Origin of the sequence: Streptomyces sp. NPDC007971 (genome assembly GCF_042958635.1) — a bacterium.
In the GTDB taxonomy this organism is placed as follows: Bacteria; Actinomycetota; Actinomycetes; order Streptomycetales; family Streptomycetaceae; genus Streptomyces.
Genome location: NZ_JBIBJK010000011.1, coordinates 95,082 through 113,804, shown reverse-complemented (window position 1 = coordinate 113,804; position 18,723 = coordinate 95,082). Strand labels below are relative to the sequence as shown.

Genomic DNA, 18,723 nt, shown 5'->3' with positions numbered 1-18,723 from the left:
GAGGGCGCCGCCCGGTCCACCCGGATCGGCCCCTCGCACAGACGGCTCAGCCGCTCGGCGTACGACGACGGCTCGGCGGCTCTGCGCACACGGGGCAACCGCTCGGCGCACACGGATCGGCGGCTCGGCCCGCACGGGTCAGCCGCCCCGGTTCGCACGGTCCGGCGCGAGCCGCAAAAAAACCGACCGAGCGACCCGCCGGGCAGCCGCAAGGTGACCCACGGCCGGGCGAAGCCCTGCCCAAACGGGGCGAAAGCCGCGGTGAACTGGAGTCTTGCTCCGATTCACCACCCCTGGGTCATCACACGGCGCGACGGGCATTCCTATGATGGGCCCACGACACCGCGGGCCGCTGCGACCAGGCAGTCCGAAGCGGTGCAGATGCGGCGCGATGGTGGAGGGGTCGGATGACTCAGGGGGCCGGTCAGGGACCCGAAGTGGAGCGTACGGCGACGCTGCGCGACTTCCGGGTACCCGCGTACGTCAACGAGACCGGTCCGTACGTCGCCAGCCACCCCGCCGACACCGTCCCGTCCGCGGCCGAGGGCTACCCCGAGGGGTACACGCCCACCCAGCGCGACCTGCCCGTCATCAACCGCGGCGACACACTCCAGGTCTCCGTCGACCCACTCCCTGCCCCCGCCGCACCGGCGCCCCGGCCTGCGGCGGGCCCCGGACCGCTGTACGTCGTCGGCGACGTCCACGGCTACCTCGACGAACTGGTGGCCGCCCTGCAGGAGAAGGGCCTGATCGACACCGCCGGCCAGTGGTGCGCGGGCACCGCCCGGCTGTGGTTCCTCGGCGACTTCACCGACCGCGGCCCGGACGGCATCGGCGTCATCGACCTGGTGATGCGGCTCTCCGCCGAGGCCGCTGCGGCCGGCGGCTACTGCAAGGCCCTCATGGGCAACCACGAGCTGCTGCTGCTCGGCGCCAAGCGGTTCGCCGACACCCCCGTCAACTCCGGTGCGGGCACCGCCACCTTCCAGGCGGCCTGGCTGCTCAACGGCGGGCAGAAGACCGACATGGACCGCCTCCAGGACCACCACCTGCAGTGGATGGCCCGCCTCGACGCGGTCGAGGAGGTCGACGGGTATCTCCTCCTCCACTCCGACACCACCGCCTACCTCGACTACGGCGACTCGATCGAGGCGGTCAACGACACCGTCCGCGAAACGCTCACCCGTAACGACGCGGACGAGTGCTGGGACCTGTTCCGCAAGTTCACCAAGCGCTTCTCCTTCCGCGACGAGGGCGGCGCCGACGCCGTGCGCTCCCTCCTCGACATGTACGGCGGCACCCGCGTCGTTCACGGCCACAGCCCCATTCCCTACCTGCTGGGCGAGGTCGGCTCGGAGGACGGCGAAGAGGACGGCGGGCCGGTGGTCGAGGGCCCCCACGTCTACGCCGACGGGCTCGCCATCGCCATGGATGGTGGCGTGACCATGGCCGGAAAACTGCTGGTCCAGCAACTTCCTCTGGAGACCTGAGCGTTTCCGGGGCATCCGCCCGTCGGGCGCGCCCACGAACGGATGCGCCCAGCCAGGCACGCGAATTCCGGCAACCCCCTGTCACCGCGTGCCGTCACGGCTCTACCATCGGCTTATCCGTAGCAGGCTCCCCTCCGTTTCTGCCCGACGGCTCGCCGGTGTGCGAGCCCCAAGCCCTACGGAGCACCGGGGGATGCACATGAACAGCGTTCCGCAGCACCTGCTGAGCGAGGACCGCCAGGAATTCGAGCGGATCCTCGATGAGGCGCTGCGCTCCGCAGCACACCGGCCGGAGCTGGCCGCTGTCGGACAGCGGCTCAACCCCGAGCAGCTGCGCACCATGGCGCTCAACGCCACCGCACTCATAGCGGCGGCCGCGGCGAGCGAGTACCAGCACTACGTGAGGGTCCGCGAGGACCTGCGTCACCCGGCACCGTCCGCCCCCTCGGCCGCCCGCGACTCCGCTCACGCGGATCCGGACGCGGCTTCGGGCACGACAGGCCTCGCCACCACGCTCGGCGAGGCCGCCGAGAGCGCCGGAGCGGGCGCCGTCGCCGTGATCGCGGTGCTGGCCCCCGTCCTCGCCGGAACCGCCGCCGCGATCTTCCTGCTCGTCGGCTACATCCTGAAGATGCTGGACCCGGGCCAGGGCTTTGCCCAGACCATGCTCACCGCGGGCTGGGTCTTCGGTGGCGTGGCCGCGGCCGCGATCCTGGTCGCCGCGATCGGGCTGCTGCTCACCGCCCTGCGCAACAGCGCCGCGGCGGACGCCCAAGGCCACGACGCGGCGAGCGAGGCGGTGGCCAGAGCCAGAGAGGCCTGGCGGGACGCCCTGCTGGAGCACGGCATGGTGCCGTTCCTGCGGGACGCACTCGCCCAGCCCGACACGGCGGCCCTGCACCCCACGGTCCCGCCCGCCTCCACCGGCCGCATGCCACGCCTCGGCTACGACCGGCCCGGGTTCAGCAGCCCCGACGACGGCTCGGCCTCCGGCCGCCCGAGCTTCTCCAGCCCGGACTACACGAGCCCCGACTTCGGCGGCCCGGAGCACCAGCCGGAATAGCCCACGGCCCGCGCCCGCCGAGGGACACCGCCGAACGGGGCCGGACGTGCGGCCGACCGCCGAGTGCCCGCGGCGGGCCGCACCCCGCGGCGCAATGCACCACACGCGCACGCGCCTGCGCCTGCGATCGGCGAACGGACCCGATTGCCCGTGCAGACGGCACGTTCGAGCCGGAGTCACTCGTGGTCACGCGTCGAGAGCGGGCAGTTCGACGAGCGCGATGCCCTCGGCCTGAGCAACCGCCAGGCGCGTACCGTCGGGGTGCAACGCCGCAACCGGGCCCCGGACATGGGTGACGCCGTAGGCCCCGTCTCGCCTCGATACGTCCAGCTCGGGCCACTCCGCCAGAACCGAACCGGTCGTGACGTCGATCAGTCGGGGGTGCCCGTGCAAGGAGACGACTCGGCTGCCCTCTGCCATCAGGGTGCCGACCTCGAAAGTGGTGCGATTCCGGTGCAGCCACCGGCGCCGGGAGAGGGACCACACGCCGAGTTGCTGAGGGCCCATAGTGGGCACCTCCTCGTCATCGAGGACGTAGTCACCGGTCGCCACAGCCAGGCGGTCCTGGTCGAGCCAGCACGCCGACACCACTTCGGCATCCAGTCCCGGCTCACCGACAACCGGGAATGAAGGACATCCTTGGCCTGACGTGTCCTGTGGTGAGTCGCTGTCCCGACGCGACGTCCTCGACCTGGAGGACGGCATAGTCCTCCGGGCAGTGAACCAGGATCTCCCGGCCGTCCCGCAACGCTCCCAGTGCCACGGGGTAGTCGAAGTCCTCGGCGTGGTGCGGGCTGCGCGTGAGCTCCCGGACGACGCGCTTTCCCTCCAGCAGCAGAGCCTTCGTCCCGCGCTCGGCGCGGACAACGCTGTAGCGGCCGGAGGGAGAGACCATGCATGTGTCGAACCCGGGACCGTGACCGGAAGAGATCCGGCGCTCCACGCCGGCTGGATTCCAGGCGCGACCTCCCACGGGATCAACCAGATCGTCGCCCTGCCAGACAAGGGACCGGACCGGAGCCGACACCGCTTGCAACACCACGGGACCCACGGCCCGCCCCCCCTCATCGCCGGTCACTGATGGCGCTGCTCCCGAGGCCGTGGGCGCCAAGGAGCAGCGCCGGTCCGGATGCGTCAGTCCGCGATCGGCAGGTACACCCGGTTCCCCGCCTCGGCGAACTCCTTCGACTTCTGGGCCATGCCCTCCTCGATCTCGGCCCGGCTGCCACCGTGTTCGCGCCGGATGTCCTGCGAGATCTTCATGCTGCAGAACTTCGGCCCGCACATGGAGCAGAAGTGGGCCGTCTTGGCAGGCTCGGCCGGCAGCGTCTCGTCGTGGAACTCCCGTGCCGTGTCGGGGTCCAGCGCGAGGTTGAACTGGTCCTCCCACCGGAACTCGAAGCGGGCGTCGGACAGCGCGTCGTCCCACTCCTGAGCACCCGGGTGCCCCTTGGCGAGGTCGGCCGCGTGCGCCGCGATCTTGTAGGTGATGACGCCGGTCTTGACGTCGTCACGGTTGGGCAGGCCCAAGTGCTCCTTGGGCGTGACGTAGCAGAGCATCGCCGTGCCCCACCAGGCGATCATCGCGGCGCCGATACCGGAGGTGATGTGGTCGTACGCCGGTGCGACGTCCGTGGTCAGCGGGCCGAGCGTATAGAACGGAGCTTCATCGCAGATCTCCTGCTGAAGGTCGATGTTCTCCTTGATCTTGTGCATCGGGACGTGCCCGGGGCCCTCGATCATCGTCTGTACGTGGAAACGCTTGGCGATCCGGTTGAGTTCCCCGAGGGTGCGCAACTCCGCGAACTGCGCCTCGTCGTTGGCGTCCGCGATCGAACCCGGCCTCAGGCCGTCGCCCAGCGAGTACGTGACGTCGTAGGCGGCGAGGATCTCGCAGAGTTCCTCGAAGTTCTCGTACAGGAACGACTCCTTGTGGTGCGCCAGGCACCAGGCCGCCATGATCGAGCCGCCGCGCGAGACGATGCCGGTCTTGCGGTTGGCGGTGAGCGGGACGTACGGCAGGCGTACGCCCGCGTGGACGGTCATGTAGTCCACGCCCTGCTCGGCCTGCTCGATGACCGTGTCCTTGTAGATCTCCCAGGTCAGGTCCTCGGCCCTGCCGTCGACCTTCTCCAGTGCCTGGTAGAGCGGCACGGTGCCGATGGGGACGGGGGAGTTGCGCAGTACCCATTCGCGGGTGGTGTGGATGTTGCGGCCGGTGGAGAGGTCCATGACCGTGTCGGCGCCCCAGCGGGTCGCCCAGGTCATCTTCTCCACCTCCTCCTCGATGGAGGACGTCACGGCGGAGTTGCCGATGTTGGCGTTGACCTTCACCAGGAACCGCTTGCCGATGATCATCGGCTCGATCTCCGGGTGGTTGACGTTGGCCGGCAGGACCGCGCGGCCTGCCGCGATCTCCTCACGAACCACCTCGGGCGACACGTTCTCCCGGAGGGCCACGTACTCCATCTCCGGCGTGATCTCACCCCGGCGGGCGTACGCGAGCTGCGTGACCGCCTTGCCGTCCCGGCCGCGGCGCGGCTGGCGCGGACGTCCCGGGAAGACCGCATCCAGGTTGCGCAGCCCGCCGCGCGGCGAGGTGTGCTTGATCCCGTCGTCCTCGGGGCGGACGGGACGGCCCGCGTACTCCTCGGTGTCGCCGCGGCCGATGATCCAGTTCTCCCGCAGGGGCGGCAGGCCCCTGCGGACGTCGGTGTCGACGAGTGGATCGGTGTACGGGCCCGATGTGTCGTAGAGCGTGACCGACTTCCCGTTGGTGAGGTGCACCTGGCGGACCGGCACGCGCAGGTCGGGGCGGGTGCCCTCGACATACGCCTTGTGCCAGCCGATGGACTTCCCGGCCTCCTGGGACTTCTCGTCCTGGACGGAGGCAGGCGTGCGTGCGTCCTTGTTGGTCATGAGACCTACTCCCTACGCCGGCATTACCCGGTAACAGGTTCGGCGGTCGACGCAGCGGTTTCCGTCTGTCGATGTGTCCCGTGAAAGCTCGTTCCACGTGAAACATCGCGAATACGGAGGTCAGCGCCCTCTCAGCCCGGTGCTCCGAGCTCCCGCGTGTGCAAAGGTGCCTCCACGCTAGCGTCAATTCGGGCGCGGTGAACAGAGGGCCCCTGTCGTTCTTGCGATGATCGGTCGGTGACCACGATGGAGCAGTACCCGTATCCGCCTCCGGAGCCGCCGCATCGAGGCGGCTCCGGAGAGGGCGGCGGACACAGCCATGACGGCCACGCGACCGGCGACGGACAGCGCCAAGAGGCCAGGGCCGGGCACGGACATGGGCACGGACATGAGCACCCGGATGCCCCGGCACCGAGCGGCGGCCACGGCCACTCGCACGGGCACAGTCACAGCCACGGACCCGCCGCACCCGTCTCCAAGCATCTGCGCAAGGTCATCGCGGCGATCCTGATCCCGTTCACCGCGGCGGTCGTCGTCGGCCTGGTGGTGCTCTGGCCCGGGGGAGCACCTCCGCACGAGCGCACCGGCGTCGGCTTCGACCGTCAGACGCAGCGGGCCACGGTCTCCCAGGTGGTCGAGGTGAGCTGCAAGTCGGTGAACGCCTCGGGGGGCACCTCGACCGGTGACACCTCCAGCGCCGAGGGCAACCCGGCGCAGCAGGAGCCGAAGGGCACCTGCAAAAAGGCGACGGTCCGGGTCGACACGGGCAAGGACAAGGGCCGTACCTTCACCGAGATCGTGCAGCCGGACCAGTCGCGGCAGCTGCGCCAGGGCGAGAAGGTCGTGGTCGCCTACGAGCCCTCGGCGCCGAAGGACCTGCAGTACTCCGTCACGGATGTGGACCGGAAGTTCCCGATGGCGCTGCTGGCGGGGATCTTCGCGCTCGCGGTCGTGGTGGTGGGCCGGATGCGCGGTGTCATGGCGCTGGTCGCCCTGGCCGTGAGCTTCGGGGTGCTGACGCTCTTCATCCTGCCCGCGATCCTGCAGGGCTCGAACCCGCTGCTGGTGGCCGTCGTCGGGGCGAGCGCGATCATGCTCATCGCGCTGTACATGTGCCATGGGCTGTCGGCCCGTACGTCGGTCGCAGTGCTCGGCACCCTGGTGTCCCTGCTGCTGATCGGCATTCTCGGCTCGGAGTTCATCGACTGGGCCGCGCTCACCGGCAACACGGACGACAACACCGGTCTGATCCACGGCCTGTATCCGTCGATCGACATGAGCGGTCTGCTGCTGGCCGGCGTCATCATCGGTTCGCTGGGCGTCCTGGACGATGTGACGGTGACCCAGACGTCGGCGGTCTGGGAGCTGCACGAGGCCAACCCCGCGATGGGCTGGCGCGGGCTGTACCGGGCAGGCATCCGCATCGGCCGCGACCACATCGCCTCCGTGGTCAACACCCTCGTCCTCGCCTACGCCGGAGCCGCGCTGCCGCTGCTGCTGCTGTTCTCGATCGCGCAGAGCAGCGTGGGCACGGTCGCCAACAGCGAGCTGGTCGCCGAGGAGATCGTGCGCACGCTGGTCGGGTCCATCGGCCTGGTGGCCTCGGTCCCGGTCACCACCGCGCTCGCCGCCCTGGTGGTCTCGGCGGACCGGCCAGGACCGGGCGCGGACCCCGCGGGGGCCCAGCTCGCTCCGGCGCGCGGCGGCAGGGGCCGGCGCCGGAAGCGGTGACCTGGGCCCCACAGGCCCGGGAACCGACAGGAGAAGCGTTACTGCACAATCTCGTGCGGCGCGGCGGAGCGACCGGCGCCCCGTTGCCGTGACCTTTCAGCCTGCGCTCTGCTCCTCGGCCAGGATCCTGTCCAAGGCCTCGTCGAGGTGCGCGTCGAAGTCGGCCAGTGCACCCTCCTGGCCGAGCGGCACCAGCTTGTCCGTACGGTCGAGGAAGGCCACGAGGGGCGGCGCCGAGGAGCGGAACAGGGCCTGGTCGCCGCCGACCTGAAGCCGGATCAGCACCTCGCCCAGCAGCTCGGAGTCGGCGGGCGCGATGTGCACGTCCCCCTCGCCGCACGGCCGCCCGACCCCGTCGATCAGCAGCTCACGGCCGAAGGCCCAGGTCACCGGGGCGTCACCGGGCAGATGGAAGGTCAGCCGCACGGCATAGGGATCACAGGTCTCGTACCGCAGCTCCACCGGAATGCGGAAGGAGAGCTCTTCGGACACAAGAAAGCTCATCATGACCTCTGCCTGTACGGATTCACGCATCGCCTACCCCGTCGTATGACATCGATTGGCCGGGATTAAAACCCTTCGACCGTGGTCAAATCTTGCTCAACGTACACGACAGATCACAAGGAGTGAGTTTTCAGATACTGATAGAGAGCGCCAGCGAGCCCAGATGGCGCCCGATGTCGGCCTGGAGCCGGTGGGCGGCGGGCAGCAGCCGGTCGCTCTGGTGGAAGGGGAGCGAAAGGGCCACCGTGGCCGCCGTGGTGCCGATGGTGACCGGGATCGCCGCGCAGACCGTCCCGAGCGCGTACTCCTGACGCTCGACCACCGGCTCCATCCGCGAGATTCTGGCGAGGCGGCGCAGCAGGGCGTGGTTGTCACGCACGGTGTACGGGGTGAGGGACTGCACGGGATAGCGGGCCAGGTGGTCGCGGCGGGCCTCCTCGTCCAGCTGGGAGAGCAGGCACTGCCCGATCGCGTGCGCATGCCCGGTCTCACGGAAGTCGGCCCACTCCTCGACCGCCGGTGTCTCCGGCGAGTCGGAGACACAGATGACCTCGATCTCGCCGTCCCGGTACATCGCGTAGTACACCGGTACTCCGATGGAATCGCGCCAGTGCGCGAGGGTGTCGGCCACCGTGCTGCGACGTTTCTGCTGCGCTCCGCTGCTACTCAGCCGCTCGGCCGCGTCACCGAGGAAGAACAGCCCTTTCTCACGGCGCAGATAGCCCTCGTGCACAAGGGTGCGCAGCAGGTGATAGGTCGTGGGCAGGGCGAGGCCGGTCTCGCGCGCCAGTTGTTTGGCGGGAGCGCCGTACTCGTGTGCCGCGACGGTCTCCAGCAGGCGCATCGCGCGCTGGACGGATCCGATCAGCGTCGCGGCCGACGCTTGTCCCGGTGCGTCGCCGGAGTCCGGTTGTCCGGGGACAGCCGCAGAAGGGGGCCGCTGCACGGGAGGGGTGCAGGAACGCGGCCGGGTGAGGGGGGCGTGTGGTTCTGCCGGTGCGGTGTCGACCGTGGCCAAGGGGCACTCCCGAAGCGCGAGGGTGGGACAGCCCGTGCGGGGGCACACGGGTGGGGGTGTACGCCGCCCTGCGAGGCCCGGGCCCCGCGTGGGGTTCCGGACTCTAACCGCCCGCCACCGCATGCAGACGGCCCGCCGGGGAAACTTCCCTCCCCCGAGGGAACCGGTGACTTCCGTTACCGCTCACCGGCTCCCGCGACCCTCACCAGTCGCTGCGCGACGAGGAGTTCGACATGAACTTCCGCACGATGTAGATCAGTCCGCCGACCAGGGCGACGAAGACCAGCGCCTTGAAGAGCAGGCCGATCACGAAGCCCACCACGCTCGCTATCAGGCCGCCGAACACGACCAGGGCGATGACCGGCACCGCGACCCACTTCACCCACCACGGCAGCCCAGCGAAGATCTCTCGCATTGCCCTCGTCCTTTGCGTTCCGGTGCGTCCACGGCGTGCTGCACGCTCTCGTGGAAGCAGTTCTCGATGTCTGCACTCGATGCTAGGGCCACCAGGGGGTGCCGCGGGGGCCTCGCGTCCCTTGTCCTCCCCTGACCCGCCCCCTAGGGAATCCCGGGGTCCGGACTCAGGCCTCAGGCGGAGAGAAGACGACCAGAACCCTCAGGTCCTCGCTGATGTGGTGGAACTTGTGGGCGACCCCGGCCGGCACGTACACCACGCTGCCCCTCGCCACCTGGGTCGTCTCCAGGCCGACCGTGATCGACGCCCGGCCGCTGACGACGAAGTACACCTCGTCCTGGTGGTGCGGCTGCTGCGGGTCGTGCTCGCCGGCGTTCAGGGCGTAGAGGCCGACCGACATGTTCCGCTCCCGCAGAAACTGAAGGTAGGCCCCCTCGTTGGCGGCGCGCTGCGCATCCAGTTCATCCAGTCGGAATGCCTTCATCTTCGTCGTCCGCCCTCGCCCCACTGCTCACCGTAGATCTGGTCTGCCACGATCAGACACATGAAGAATTTCGTAGTCAAGACGATCGCAAACGCAGGCGCCCTGGCAGTGGCCGTGTGGCTGCTCGACAAGATCACCCTGACCGGTGACAGCACGGGCAAGAAGATCGGCACGCTGATCGTCGTCGCGCTGATCTTCGGCCTGGTGAACTTCCTGGTCAAGCCGATCGTGAAGGTGCTCACTTTCCCGCTGTTCATTCTGACCCTCGGGCTGATCACCCTGATCGTCAACGCGCTGATGCTGCTGCTGACGTCGTGGGTGTGCGGCAAGCTCGACCTGAGCTTCCACGTGGAGGGCTTCTGGACGGCCGTGCTCGGCGGCCTGATCATCTCCGTCGTCTCCTGGGCGCTGCATGTCGTCCTGCCCGACGAGGACTGAGCAGGCCATGACGTACCGCGTCTGTTTCGTGTGCACGGGCAACATCTGCCGCTCCCCGATGGCCGAATCCGTCTTCCGCGCGCGCGTGGAGGAGGCCGGTCTCGACGGCCGGGTGGAGATCGACAGCGCCGGCACCGGCGGCTGGCACGAGGGGGAGGCCGCCGACCCGCGCACCGTGTCGGTCCTGGAGGAACACGGCTACGGGACCGACCACACGGCACGCCGCTTCGAGGCTTCCCGGTTCGCCCGCCTCGACCTCGTGATCGCCCTCGACGCCGGTCATCTCAAGGCCCTGCGCCGTCTCGCGCCCACCGAGGAGGACGCGCACAAAGTGCGTCTGCTGCGTTCGTACGACCCCGCGGCCGGCGACGACCTCGACGTGCCCGACCCGTACTACGGCGGCCGGGACGGCTTCGAGGAGTGCCTTGAGATGGTGGAGGCGGCGAGCACCGGTCTGCTCGCTGCCGTACGGGAACGACTGGAGGGACGGGCCGCATGAGCGAGGCCACCCACGACGCGGACCAGACGGGCGACGGCACGCGCGCGGTCCGGGCAGGACTGCCCGAGGCGGTCAAGCACGAGCCGACCCTGCCCGGACCGGTGTTCGCCGCGCACTTCCATCTGCCGGGCGAGGTGACGGGACCGTACTCCTACGGCCGTGACGACAACCCCACCTGGACACTGCTGGAGCGTGCCATCGGCGAACTGGAGGCACCGGGGCGGGACGACGCCGAGACGCTGGTGTTCGCCTCGGGCATGGCGGCGATCTCCGCGGTGCTGTTCTCCCAGCTGCGCGCCGGTGACGCGGTCGTGCTGCCCTCCGACGGCTACCAGGTGCTGCCCCTGGTCCGCACCCAGCTGGAGGCGTACGGCATCGAGGTGCGCACCGCGCCCACCGGCGGTGACGCCCAGCTGGAGGTCCTCGACGGCGCACGCCTGCTGTGGATCGAGTCGCCGTCGAACCCGGGGCTCGACGTGTGCGACATCCGGAGGCTGGTGGAGGCGGCACATGCGCGGGGCGCCCTCGTGGCCGTCGACAACACCCTTGCCACCCCGCTCGGGCAGCGCCCGCTGGACCTGGGTGCCGACTTCTCCGTGGCCAGCGGCACCAAACAGCTGACCGGGCACGGTGACCTCCTGCTGGGCTACGTCACCGGGCGCGACGGCGATGCGATGGCCGCCGTGCGCCGCTGGCGCAAGATCGTCGGCGCGATCCTGGGGCCCATGGAGGCCTGGCTCGCGCACCGCTCCATCGCCACGCTGCCGCTGCGTGTGGACCGGCAGAACGCCACCGCGCTCACGCTCGCCGAGGCCCTGCGGCAGCGGCCCGAGATCTCGGGGCTGCGCTATCCGGGGCTGCCCGACGACCCCTCGCACAAGGTCGCCTCGCAGCAGATGCGCCGCTACGGCTGCGTGGTCTCCTTCACGCTGCCCACGCGAGCACGGGCCGAGCGCTTCCTGGCGGCGCTGCGGCTGGTCGAGGACGCAACGAGCTTCGGCGGCGTCCGCTCCACCGCCGAACGCCGCGGCCGCTGGGGCGGAGACGCGGTCCCGGAGGGCTTCATCCGCATGTCCGTCGGCGCCGAGGACCCCGAGGACCTGGTGGCGGACGTCCTGCGTGCCCTGGACGCGTCCGCGGAGTGACCGGGGACCTGCCGGTGAGCCTTCCTGGGCGGTCCGAGCCTCCCCCCTCGTGGCTCGGACCGCCTGCGGTTCCGCGCGCGAAGAACCGCGCGAACAAGGCTAGTTGACTCTCTGTCAGAGTCCAATCACGGTAGCGACAGAGACCTATCGACTTATTTATAGTTGGTGCCTGCCTGGGGGCCGGAGGAGGGCAGGGAAAAGGGGAGAGCACGCCATGGATCTGGCCTTGCTGCGCACCTTCGTCACCGTGCACCGGGCCGGTTCCTTCACCCGCGCCGCCGCCCTGCTGGGCCTCTCCCAACCGGCGGTGACCTCGCAGATCCGCACCCTCGAACGCCAGCTGGGCCGCCCCCTGTTCCTGCGGCAGGCCCGCGGGGTGACCCCCACGACCATCGGCGACGAACTGGCCCACAAGGCGGCGCCCCACCTCGATGCCCTGGTGGAGATAGCCGAGAGCGGGCTGGACGACGAGTCCTCGCTGCGGACGCTGCACCTGGCCGGTCCCCCTGAGTTCACCGCCGAACGCGCCCTTCCCGCCCTGACGGAACTGACCGGCGACGACGGCCAGGGCTTCGCGCTGCGCACCTCCTTCGGCACCGCGGAAGAAACACTGGAAGGGCTGGCCGCCGGACACCATGACCTGGCCATCAGTACAGCCAGGCCCCGCGGCGCCCTGCTGACCGCCACACCGCTCTGCGACGAGGAGCATGTGCTGGTCGCGGCTCCGCGCTGGGCCGACCGGATCGGGCCGGGAGCGCTGCGCCGCAAGGGGGCGCCCGCCCTGGAGAACCTGCCCGTCGTCGAGGTCCACGAGTCGCTGCCCTTCGTCTCCCGCTACTGGGCCTCCGTCTTCGACTCGCGCCCCGCCGCCTCGGGCGCGGTCATCGTCCCCGATCTGCGCGCGGTCCTCGCCTGCGCGATCGCGGGCGCCGGGCTGGCGGTGCTGCCCCGCTATCTGTGCGCGACAAGCCTCGACCGCGGCGAGGTCGTCACCCTGCACGACCCGGCGGTGCCACCGCTGCGCACGTATTTCCTGGTTGTGCGGACCGGCACGCTCGCCATGCCCCATGTCGCACGTGCCTACGAGTGGCTCCAGAGGGCGGCCACGAGCTGGTGCTGAGCTTCTCCCCCGGGGAGTTCACGTGGTGCGCTCGGCCGGTGGCGCCGTGCGATGTTTCACGTGGAACCAGCCGGGCCACATTTCTCCCATGACCGTCCGACCCGTGGTCAAGCGCACCGCGCGTGCCGTTCTCCTGGACGGCGACGACCTGATCCTGATCAAGCGCACCAAGCCCGGTGTCGATCCCTACTGGGTCACTCCCGGTGGCGGGGTCGAACCCGGCGACCCGACCGTCGTCGACGCCCTGCACCGTGAGGTGTACGAGGAACTCGGCGCCAAGATCACCGATGTCGTGCCCTGCTTCGTGGACACCGTGGAGCACATCGGCGAGGACGGCGGCGCGACCGGTGTGAAGGTGCAGCACTTCTTCGTCTGCCGGCTGGGGTCCATGGACCCCTCGTTGCGTCACGGCCCTGAAGTGGAGGAGCCGACCGGTGAGTACGAGATCGTCCGTGTGCCGTTCACCCGGGTCGGCATCGCTTCCGTCCACCTCGTCCCGCTGTCGCTGCGGCACTATCTCGACGGCAACATCGAGGGGGTCCGTGCCATGCACGCCCCCGACCTCGGATAGACGGGCAGCCGCTCAGTAGCCGACGACGACCAGTTCGTCGACAGAGTCGTGCCGTATGCGGTCCGAGGGGATCCCGCTGTGGCGCAGGGCGTCGACCCCGCTGCGGATCATTCCGGGCGGGCCCGAGAGATAGGCGTCGTATTCGTTCCAGGGGCCGTACTCCCGTATGGCGTCGGGAAGCTGGGGGTGGGGCCGCTGGTCGACGACGGCGTGGACCGAGAGCCACGGATGGCTCTGCCGGAGCCTGAGCATGGTGTCGATGTCGTAGAGGTCATGGTCGGACCGGGCGCCGTAGAACACCTCGACCGGACGGCGCTCGCCGTGCTCGGCGACATCCTCGACCAGAGCCTTGATGGGCGCTATGCCCGTGCCGCCGCCCAGGCACAGCAGCCCGTCGGCGGTGGTGTGGTCGACTGTCATCGAGCCGGTCGGCGGGCCGAGACGTATGACGTCCCCGGGCCGGGCGCGGTGGACCAGCGCGTTGGAGACCCAGCCTGCCGGAACCGCCTTCACATGGAAGGTCAGCAGGCCGTCCGAGCGGGGCGCCGAGGCAAAGGAGTAGTGCCGCCAGACCCGGGGCCACCAGGGCGTCTCCACGCTGGTGTACTGCCCGGCGAGGAACGGATAGGGCTGGTCGGGGCGGACGGTGAGGACCGCGACGTCGGAGGTCCTGAGGTCATGGGTGACGACCTCGGCGTGCCACCAGGCGGGGGAACGGAGTCCGTCCGCCGCGGCGGCGTCGATCATCACCTGGGAGATCGTCGTGTAGGCCCGTACCCAGGCCGCCTCGGTCTCCGGGTTCCAGACGGCGGCGTACTGGCTCAGGGCACCGATCAGGCATTCGCCCACGGCCGGGTAGTGCTCGGGCCGGGTGCCGTACTTACGGTGCCCGCGGCCCAGGTTCTGCAGGTAGTCGACGAGGACGGGTGTGTCGTCGATGTGCTCGGCCGCGGTGAGCAGCGCCCTCAGCAGCCGCTCCCGCTGGACGTCCATGGCGGCCGGGAAGAGCGGCCGTACCTCGGGGTGACGGATGAAGAGAAGGGCGTAGAAATAGGAGGTGACCTTGTCGGCCACGGGAGCGATCTCGGCCATCGTGCGCCGGATGACGAGCGCGTCCGGGGAGGCCTCGCCGGAGGGCGGGGCGGCGCGCTGGACGGGCACGCGTTGGGGTGCGGGTGCACCCGGCGGGAGGGGCCCGGCGAGCGGTGGGGCAGATGCCCCGGGGACGCCGGTCGCGGGGTGGGCAGCGCCTGCTGCGGGCGGTCGGCCTGCGGGGGGTATCACGGTGGGTCCGTGACCTTCGGCCGTTTCCTGATCACCGTCCGGCGGCAGGTCCGCCGGCGTCGTGCGCGGCGTGAACCAGCCGCCACCGCCCGCTATGCCGTTCTCCCCCGATGTGGTGGTCGGCGCGTCCATGGTGTGCCCTCGCCTCGAACATCTTTCGGTCGGTCTGCGCACCTCCTCCGGGAAGGTGCATGCTTTCCCCCGGCGGGCGGCCAGCCTTAGCACTCGTTCCGCAGCATCCCGTCCCGAGCGGATACCGCGGCCGTACACCTCAAAACGCGGGTGCTCGATCTCTTCGTCCCGCTAGGCTGCCTGCCCTGCTCTCGGCCCGCACGGGATGCGTGCACTCCATCCCGGACGTGAACCGGAGTCGACCCTACCGGCCGTGGCCACGCAGACAAGTCCCGTCTTCGGCGCTCACGAGACGAACGAGGCGCGCACGAGGCGCGCACCGTTACGTCCTTCAACTAGGGCATGGACCGAACCAATTCATAGGCATCCCACAGGTCGCGCCCCGTGTACGAGTGCGTGGCGAGCCCGGCCAGGTGGCCGTCGGCATTGACCGCCACGGAAACCGGTACAGAAGCAAAGAGATCCCTGTCCGAGAGCGAATCGCCGTACGCGACACAGTCCGCACGCGACACCCCGAACTGCTTGCAGAGCCGCTCGGCCACGGTCACCTTGGCCGCGGCGCTGAGCGCTCCGGCCGGGTCGACGGGCTCGGTGAACGGCACGGCGGGGAAGCGCGATCCATGGGCCGCGTGCACACCCCAGCCGAGGAGCCGTTCCACGAAGAAGGACGGCGAGAGCGACACAACGGCGCAGTAGTCGCCCACGCCCCTGATCTCCGCCCAGACCTCGCGGATCCGGGTCAGCCAAGGAGCTGCCGCGAAAGCCGCGCTCACATGCGCCTCGGTGAGGTCTAGCCAGAGGTCGTAGACCCGGGCGGCATACTCCGGCGGGCCGATCCTCCCCTCGGCGATCGCGCGGTCCAGCGCCACCGTCTCTGCCTCCCTGCCCACCTGGCGTGAAATCTCCACCGGCGCGGTGGTGCCGTGCAGCAAAGTGCCGTCAAGGTCGAAGAGATGAAGTCTCGGCATGGAGCCCGAGGCTAACGGGCTGCCGTTGTTTCACGTGAAACGCTCACGCAGGTCCACGGCCTGTGGGATTGGCCACGACATGGCCAAAAGCGCCTGCGTCTCCATCGAAACAGGTGGACGTCAGGGGTGCCCGTCGGACAGCCTGACCTGCGTGGCGACTCCTTCCCTCCCCGCTCTTCCCATCCGCCGACTGACGCTCCGGGATCTCCCCGCCTGCGCCGACTTGTCCGAGGACCGGGGGTGGCCACGCGAGGAGCACAAGTGGGGCTTCCTCCTCACGGCCGGCACGGGCTACGGCATCGACGACCCCGAGGGCGGACTCGTCGCTGCCTGCGTCGTCACGGAGTACGGCTCCTGGAAGCGATCGGAACTGGGCGCCATCGGCATGGTCCTGGTGGCCGAGCGCCATGCGCGGCGGGGCGTCGGACGCCGCCTGATGCGGCATGTCGTGTCGGCCATGGGCACCACGCCGCTGACTCTGCACGCCACCCCCAACGGGCGCCCGCTCTACGAAGAGCTGGGGTTCAAGGTCATCGGCCGGGCAGAGATGCTGTGCGGCCGCTTCACCCCCGGCGGACCGGAATCCGGGGTGACGACACGTGCTGCCACCGCGGAGGACCTGCCGTCACTCGTCCGGCTCGACGAGGAGGTGTTCGGTGCCGACCGCACTCCCCTCATCACGCGCCTGCCCGCCTTCGCCAATCAGTTGCGCGTGGCCGAGGACGGCGGCCGGATCATCGGCTACACGGCCGCCTGGCCCAACATGGACACCCATGTCGTCGGTCCGCTGATCGCCCGGGACACCCGTACGGCCCAGGCCCTCATCACCTCGCTCGCGGCCCACACGGACCGCCCGCTGCGCACCGACATCGACGTACGCCACGAGGAGCTCCTGGACTGGGCGAAGGCACGCGGGCTCGCGTCGGTGGCCTTCAACGCCGTCATGGCCTACGGCATCACGGACCTTCCGGGGGACTGGACGCGACGGTTCGCACCGCTGACGGTGGCCGCGGGCTGAGGGCACGCACGGCAGACGCCGGCACACCGCTGCGGAGCGGGGGGGCCGGCGTCGTCGCGCTCGGGGAGTCCGATCAGGCGAGCGCCCGGACGGCCGCGGTGGCGAAGCCGTGGTCCTGGTCCGGCGCCCCGCCGCCGACGCCGATCGCGCCGATCAGACGGCCGTCCCGGTGCACGGGGATACCGCCCGCGATGAACAGCAGGGGCCGGTCGAGGGCCGTGGGCAGGGTGTGGAAGAGGCCACCGGGCTGTACGGCATCGACCAGGTCGGCGGTGGCCGCGTTCAGCTGGAGGGCCGTGTAGGCCTTGCGGGTGCTGGTCTCGCCGGAGATGAGTACGGCCCGGTCGTCCCGGCGGAAGGCGAGCAGGTGACCGCCGGCGTCCAGGACGGTGACGCTGACGGTGACCCCGGCCTCCTCGGCCGCTTGCCGGGCGGCGACGACGAGCCGTTCGGCGTCCTCGATGGTGAGCGGGGCGACGGTGGTGGTGCTCATGGAGCGTTCTCCTCGGTACGGTGGTGCGTGTGGTGGGGTCGTGCCGCAGGGGCCGGGGCGGGGCGCGTCCCATGGCCGGACCGGACGTGCTCAGTGGTGGACGGGGGTCCTCTGCGCAGTGGGCGTTGCGGCGGCCACCACAGCGCTGCCTGTGCCGTCGCGGCGCTCCAGGGCGGCCGAGAGGACGGCGAGGACCAGGGCGGCCGCGGCGAGGGCCGCGCCGACCCAGTTGGGGGCCGTGTAGCCGAAGCCGGCCGCGATCACGATGCCGCCGAGCCAGGCGGACAGGGCGTTGCCCAGGTTGAAGGCGCCGATGTTCACGGCCGACGCCAGCGTCGGGGCGCCGTGCGCCTGGTCGAGGACGCGCTTCTGCAGCGGCGGGACGGTGGCGAAGCCGAGGGCGCCGATCAGGGCGATGGTCACGGCAGCGGCGATCTTGTTGTGGGCGGTGAGCGTGAAGAGCGCGAGGACGACGGCCAGGCCGCCCAGCGAGACGTACAGCATCGGCATCAGCGCGCGGTCGGCGAACTTGCCGCCGATGAGATTGCCGCCGACCATGCCGAGGCCGAACAGGACCAGCAGCCAGGTGACCGATCCGTCGGTGAAGCCGGCGATGTGGGTCATCATCGGGGCGATGTAGGTGATGGCCGCGAAGACACCGCCGAAGCCGAGGACGGTCATCGCCATGGCGAGCAGCACCTGGGCGTTCTTGAAGGCAGCGAGTTCGTGACGCACGTGCACACCCTGCGGCCTCGGCATCTCGGGCACCAGCTTGGCGATGCCGGCCAGCCCCACGACACCGAGTGCGGCGACGATGCCGAAGGTGACCCGCCAGCCGATGTTCTGCCCGATGAGTGTGCCCAGCGGGACACCGACGACATTGGCGACGGTCAGGCCCGTGAACATCATGGCGATGGCGCCAGCCTTCTTCTCGGGAGCCACCAGCTCGGCCGCGACGACGGAACCGATGCCGAAGAAGGCTCCGTGGGCGAGGGAGGCGACCACCCGTCCGATCAGCATGACCGCGAAGGTGGGAGCCACGGCGGAGAGCAGGTTTCCGGCGATGAACAGACCCATCAGCAGCATCAGCATGCGCTTGCGCGGGACCTTGGTGCCGAGCACGGTCATCAGCGGGGCGCCGATCACCACTCCGAGGGCGTATCCGGTCACGAGCAGGCCCGCCGCGGGGATGGAGACCCCGAAGTCACCCGCCACCTCGGGCAGCAGGCCCATGATCACGAACTCCGTCGTTCCGATTCCGAAGGCCCCGATCGCGAGGGCCAGAAGCGCGAGAGGCATGGAGGGGTACACCTTCCCAGACGATTGCAGGAGCGCTTTGCGTGCGTTCACAATAGTTGCAGACGCGGGTTAATTGCAAGCGCGGACTATTGCGGAGGTGCTCTACCCTGGATGCAGCCGCCCCGGGACGGA

At 70.1% G+C, this 18,723-nt stretch carries 20 protein-coding genes and 1 riboswitch; of the genes, 9 read left to right on the top strand and 11 right to left on the bottom strand.

Translation table 11 applies throughout. The features are described 5' to 3' along the window. The first annotated feature begins 407 nt into the window (after positions 1 to 407). The gene (locus tag ACFZCP_RS23850) at positions 408 to 1,490 is read left to right on the top strand and encodes a metallophosphoesterase (protein ID WP_391429741.1); all 1,083 of its coding nucleotides are present in this window, start codon (positions 408 to 410) and stop codon (positions 1,488 to 1,490) included. 193 nt (positions 1,491 to 1,683) lie between these two features. Beyond that, positions 1,684 to 2,553, top strand: a complete 870-nt coding sequence (locus ACFZCP_RS23845; RefSeq protein ID WP_391429739.1) for a hypothetical protein — start codon at positions 1,684 to 1,686, stop codon at positions 2,551 to 2,553. Between the two features lie 186 nt (positions 2,554 to 2,739). On the opposite strand, the gene ACFZCP_RS23840 is transcribed toward ACFZCP_RS23845, so the two are convergent. The 3 genes from ACFZCP_RS23840 to thiC all read right to left on the bottom strand — a co-directional run bounded on the left by ACFZCP_RS23840 (position 2,740) and on the right by thiC (position 5,472). Beyond that, positions 2,740 to 3,141: a hypothetical protein gene (locus ACFZCP_RS23840; protein WP_391429737.1), complete on the bottom strand. Its 402-nt coding sequence runs from the start codon at positions 3,139 to 3,141 to the stop codon at positions 2,740 to 2,742. Between the two features lie 22 nt (positions 3,142 to 3,163). Continuing rightward, on the bottom strand, positions 3,164 to 3,631 hold the full coding sequence (locus ACFZCP_RS23835) for a hypothetical protein (RefSeq protein WP_391429735.1): 468 nt from the start codon (positions 3,629 to 3,631) through the stop codon (positions 3,164 to 3,166). 56 nt (positions 3,632 to 3,687) lie between these two features. Further along, positions 3,688 to 5,472, bottom strand: coding sequence for a phosphomethylpyrimidine synthase ThiC (gene thiC, locus ACFZCP_RS23830; protein ID WP_362694264.1), 1,785 nt, complete (start codon positions 5,470 to 5,472; stop codon positions 3,688 to 3,690). Then, a riboswitch (TPP riboswitch) is annotated at positions 5,465 to 5,638 on the bottom strand. Its footprint overlaps the gene before it by 8 nt. An 80-nt stretch (positions 5,639 to 5,718) precedes the next feature. On the opposite strand from thiC, the gene ACFZCP_RS23825 reads away from it, so the two are divergent. Next, on the top strand, positions 5,719 to 7,203 hold the full coding sequence (locus ACFZCP_RS23825) for a YibE/F family protein (RefSeq protein WP_391430068.1): 1,485 nt from the start codon (positions 5,719 to 5,721) through the stop codon (positions 7,201 to 7,203). A 96-nt stretch (positions 7,204 to 7,299) separates the two neighbouring features. Here the strand turns inward: ACFZCP_RS23825 and ACFZCP_RS23820 are convergent, their stop codons facing one another. The 4 genes from ACFZCP_RS23820 to ACFZCP_RS23805 form a co-directional block, all read right to left on the bottom strand. After that, complete coding sequence (locus ACFZCP_RS23820; protein ID WP_067000511.1) at positions 7,300 to 7,737, bottom strand: SsgA family sporulation/cell division regulator; 438 nt, start codon at positions 7,735 to 7,737, stop codon at positions 7,300 to 7,302. Between the two features lie 100 nt (positions 7,738 to 7,837). Continuing rightward, positions 7,838 to 8,725 carry an IclR family transcriptional regulator C-terminal domain-containing protein gene (locus ACFZCP_RS23815; protein ID WP_391429732.1) on the bottom strand — a complete coding sequence of 296 codons (888 nt, stop codon included), beginning with the start codon at positions 8,723 to 8,725 and terminating at the stop codon, positions 7,838 to 7,840. Between the two features lie 202 nt (positions 8,726 to 8,927). After that, complete coding sequence (locus tag ACFZCP_RS23810; RefSeq protein ID WP_362694261.1) at positions 8,928 to 9,140, bottom strand: DUF5326 family protein; 213 nt, start codon at positions 9,138 to 9,140, stop codon at positions 8,928 to 8,930. A 166-nt stretch (positions 9,141 to 9,306) separates the two neighbouring features. After that, positions 9,307 to 9,624, bottom strand: coding sequence for a cupin domain-containing protein (locus ACFZCP_RS23805; protein ID WP_391429729.1), 318 nt, complete (start codon positions 9,622 to 9,624; stop codon positions 9,307 to 9,309). A 60-nt stretch (positions 9,625 to 9,684) separates the two neighbouring features. Here ACFZCP_RS23805 and ACFZCP_RS23800 point away from each other — a divergent pair, with 60 nt between their 5' ends. From ACFZCP_RS23800 to ACFZCP_RS23780, 5 genes are all read left to right on the top strand, one after another. Beyond that, on the top strand, positions 9,685 to 10,062 hold the full coding sequence (locus tag ACFZCP_RS23800; RefSeq protein WP_362694255.1) for a phage holin family protein: 378 nt from the start codon (positions 9,685 to 9,687) through the stop codon (positions 10,060 to 10,062). Between the two features lie 7 nt (positions 10,063 to 10,069). After that, the gene (locus tag ACFZCP_RS23795) at positions 10,070 to 10,561 is read left to right on the top strand and encodes a low molecular weight protein-tyrosine-phosphatase (protein ID WP_391429727.1); all 492 of its coding nucleotides are present in this window, start codon (positions 10,070 to 10,072) and stop codon (positions 10,559 to 10,561) included. Then, positions 10,558 to 11,706, top strand: coding sequence for a cystathionine gamma-lyase (locus ACFZCP_RS23790; protein ID WP_391429724.1), 1,149 nt, complete (start codon positions 10,558 to 10,560; stop codon positions 11,704 to 11,706). The genes ACFZCP_RS23795 and ACFZCP_RS23790 overlap by 4 nt, the downstream gene beginning before the upstream one ends. Before the next feature lie 214 nt (positions 11,707 to 11,920). Continuing rightward, positions 11,921 to 12,826: a LysR substrate-binding domain-containing protein gene (locus ACFZCP_RS23785; protein ID WP_391429722.1), complete on the top strand. Its 906-nt coding sequence runs from the start codon at positions 11,921 to 11,923 to the stop codon at positions 12,824 to 12,826. 88 nt (positions 12,827 to 12,914) lie between these two features. After that, complete coding sequence (locus ACFZCP_RS23780; RefSeq protein WP_362694243.1) at positions 12,915 to 13,397, top strand: NUDIX hydrolase; 483 nt, start codon at positions 12,915 to 12,917, stop codon at positions 13,395 to 13,397. A gap of 12 nt (positions 13,398 to 13,409) precedes the next feature. On the opposite strand, the gene ACFZCP_RS23775 is transcribed toward ACFZCP_RS23780, so the two are convergent. Both ACFZCP_RS23775 and ACFZCP_RS23770 read right to left on the bottom strand, forming a co-directional pair. Then, on the bottom strand, positions 13,410 to 14,813 hold the full coding sequence (locus ACFZCP_RS23775; protein ID WP_391429719.1) for a globin domain-containing protein: 1,404 nt from the start codon (positions 14,811 to 14,813) through the stop codon (positions 13,410 to 13,412). A 335-nt stretch (positions 14,814 to 15,148) separates the two neighbouring features. Continuing rightward, positions 15,149 to 15,781: an HAD-IB family phosphatase gene (locus ACFZCP_RS23770; RefSeq protein ID WP_391429718.1), complete on the bottom strand. Its 633-nt coding sequence runs from the start codon at positions 15,779 to 15,781 to the stop codon at positions 15,149 to 15,151. Positions 15,782 to 15,932: 151 nt separating this feature from the next. Here ACFZCP_RS23770 and ACFZCP_RS23765 point away from each other — a divergent pair, with 151 nt between their 5' ends. Next, entirely contained in the window at positions 15,933 to 16,799 is an 867-nt protein-coding gene (locus ACFZCP_RS23765; protein ID WP_391429716.1) for a GNAT family N-acetyltransferase, read from the top strand. 73 nt (positions 16,800 to 16,872) lie between these two features. Here the strand turns inward: ACFZCP_RS23765 and ACFZCP_RS23760 are convergent, their stop codons facing one another. Both ACFZCP_RS23760 and ACFZCP_RS23755 read right to left on the bottom strand, forming a co-directional pair. After that, positions 16,873 to 17,292, bottom strand: coding sequence for a heme-binding protein (locus ACFZCP_RS23760; RefSeq protein ID WP_391429713.1), 420 nt, complete (start codon positions 17,290 to 17,292; stop codon positions 16,873 to 16,875). A 90-nt stretch (positions 17,293 to 17,382) separates the two neighbouring features. Then, positions 17,383 to 18,591: an MFS transporter gene (locus ACFZCP_RS23755; RefSeq protein ID WP_391429711.1), complete on the bottom strand. Its 1,209-nt coding sequence runs from the start codon at positions 18,589 to 18,591 to the stop codon at positions 17,383 to 17,385. Between the last annotated feature and the right edge of the window lie 132 nt (positions 18,592 to 18,723).